This window comes from Nostoc sp. 2RC (assembly GCF_014222165.1).
In the GTDB taxonomy this organism is placed as follows: domain Bacteria; phylum Cyanobacteriota; class Cyanobacteriia; order Cyanobacteriales; family Nostocaceae; genus Nostoc; species Nostoc linckia.
In genome coordinates, this window is the sequence record NZ_JACKZU010000618.1 from 1 (window position 1) to 2,515 (window position 2,515).

Annotated in this window: 2 protein-coding genes; one reads left to right on the top strand and one right to left on the bottom strand. The window is 42.3% G+C overall.

Annotation, left to right across the window (positions count from 1 at the left end; genetic code table 11):
- Window positions 1–19 precede the first annotated feature (19 nt).
- Complete coding sequence (bioF, locus tag GNE10_RS33805; protein ID WP_185570403.1) at window positions 20–1,192, top strand: 8-amino-7-oxononanoate synthase; 1,173 nt, start codon at window positions 20–22, stop codon at window positions 1,190–1,192.
- A 453-nt stretch (window positions 1,193–1,645) separates the two neighbouring features.
- Here bioF and GNE10_RS33810 read toward each other — a convergent pair whose 3' ends face one another.
- A complete protein-coding gene (locus GNE10_RS33810) occupies window positions 1,646–2,347 on the bottom strand; it encodes an SDR family NAD(P)-dependent oxidoreductase (RefSeq protein ID WP_185570404.1) in 702 nt (233 codons plus the stop codon).
- Window positions 2,348–2,515 lie beyond the last annotated feature (168 nt).

The following is a 2,515-nucleotide window of genomic DNA, read 5'->3' on the forward strand; positions in this document are numbered from 1 at the left end:
CTGCCCCCCTGCACACACTATGCCCCATGACCCTTATGCTTGGATAGAAAAATCTCTGGCAACAATTCATCGGGCAGATTGGTATCGTTCTGTACAAACTATTGACGGTCGTCCGGGTGCAACGGTGGTTCTACATGGACAACAGGTGATTAATTTTGCCAGTAATGATTATTTGGGATTGGCTGGAGATGAACGTTTGATGGCAGCGGCCATCGCTGCTATTGAAGAATTTGGCACTGGTAGTACTGGTTCTAGATTACTCACTGGTCATCGTGAATTACATAGGGAATTAGAAAAGGCGATCGCATCTACCAAACAAACAGAAGATGCCTTGGTATTTAGTTCCGGGTATCTAGCTAATTTGGGTGTAATTACCGCTTTGGTAGGCAAGCGGGATTTAATTTTATCTGACCAATACAATCATTCCAGTTTGAAAAATGGGGCAATTCTCAGCGGTGCAGCGATTGTAGAATATCCCCACTGTGATGTTGTAGCACTTAAAACACAGTTGAATCACCAACGAGAAAATTACCGACGCTGTTTGATTCTCACAGATAGCGTCTTCAGCATGGATGGCGATTTATGTCCAATGCCAGCACTGTTAGATCTGGCTGAAGAATTTAACTGTATGCTGCTAGTTGATGAAGCTCATGCCACTGGGATATTAGGAAAAACTGGTGCGGGATGTGTTGAATATTTTGGATGTACGGGAAAGCCCTTAATTCAAATTGGTACTTTGAGCAAAGCTTTAGGTAGTTTGGGCGGCTATGTAGCCGGCAGTAGCATCCTAATCGATTTTTTGCAAAACCGCGCCCCTAGTTGGATTTACACCACTGGACTTTCACCTGCTGATACAGCCGCAGCCTTAGCAGCAATCAACATACTACAACAAGAACCCCAACGCCGTGCCCAATTATGGGAAAATGTGTGTTACTTAAAAGCTTTGCTCGAAGATGTACCTAATTTAAAATTGCTGCCTTCAGAATCAGCTATATTATGTTTTCAATTGCCTAATGCCACAGATGCACTTAAAGCCGGAAAGTATCTCAGAAATGCTGGCATTTTTGCCCCAGCAATTCGTCCCCCCACAGTGCCCACAAGTCGCATCAGAATATCTCTAATGGCAACTCATGAAGCAGCACATATTGAAAAATTAGTAGCAGTTCTGAAGCAAGGAAATAAAGAGTGGTGAGTAGAAGCCACAGGGGAAGAATTTTAGAAGTTGGTTAATAATCCCTTGATTGAGCAATGCCAAAAAAATAGCGGTAAAAATTTAGGACTTACGCAACGCCGATATTGTCATTGCGACCGAAACGGAGTGTAGGGAAGCAATCCCAGCGTCAGGGGGGATTACTTCTCTATCGCTCGTAATGACGGAATTACGTTATTTTTGCGTAAGTCCTGAAATTAAGAAACTAATATTCTCGCACTTTATACAATGAACCCAAATGTAGAGACGTTGCAATGCAACGTCTGTGGAACGATTTTGATATCATGAACAATTGTTTTTATACATAAAATCAGCAACGTCTAAGGAACTTCCAAATATTCCACAGAAGATTGTTAATTGTTGAACGTTGACAGTCAACAGTCAACAGTGAACAGTCAACGACCTGAATCAGAACAATTTATTTTTTAGAGTTCCCTAAAAGGAAATTATTTGGCGATCGCGCAAAAATTTACCAGTTATGTTCCGTGGAGCATCAGTAGCTAACCAGATTGCAGTATCGGCCCCTTGTTCTGGCGAACGCGGTGCTGATGAACCACCCATATCTGTTCTCACCCACCCCGGACAAATGGAATTGACAAGGATTCCTTTAGATTGCAAAGCTTGTGCCAGCATAATTGTTGCCCCATTTAATGCTAACTTTGATAGGCAGTAACTTGGAACGTCAGCAGATAAATCTGACAATGCTCCATAGCCACTGGAAACATTAATTACTCTGGCATTTGGGGATTTTTCCAATAGAGGTAAAAATGCCTGCACCATACGAATTGGGCCAAAGGTGTTGGCATTCATCGTCGAATCGAGCAATTCCCGGTTAATAGTAATAATATTGACATTATTGTCTGGATATACACCAGCATTATTAATCAAAACATCTAAGCGATCGCTCTTTTGGTAGAGGGTTTTGACTGCTTCATTGATGGAGCGATCGTTAGTCACATCCAATTCTATAGGAATTACCTTACCTTGAAGTTGCTGGGCTGCTTGTGTAGCCTTATCAAGGGAACGCGAAGTAATAATCACTTCATAGTCTTTTGCCAGTAAACCCTGGGCAATGGCAAATCCAATTCCTCGGTTACCACCTGTCACTAATGCTCGTTTATCTTGTATCGCTTCCATCACAGTACTTCACCTCCAATTACAGGCAAAAAATATACTGGGCTATTGCTTATTGCCTGTTTTCTCCCATATCAAACATTCTAGTAGTTCACCAAGTGAACTTGGTGGGGGAAAGGGTTTAATTGGTGGGGAAAAGGGTAAGGGGGAAGGGGAAAAGGGTTTAAATCC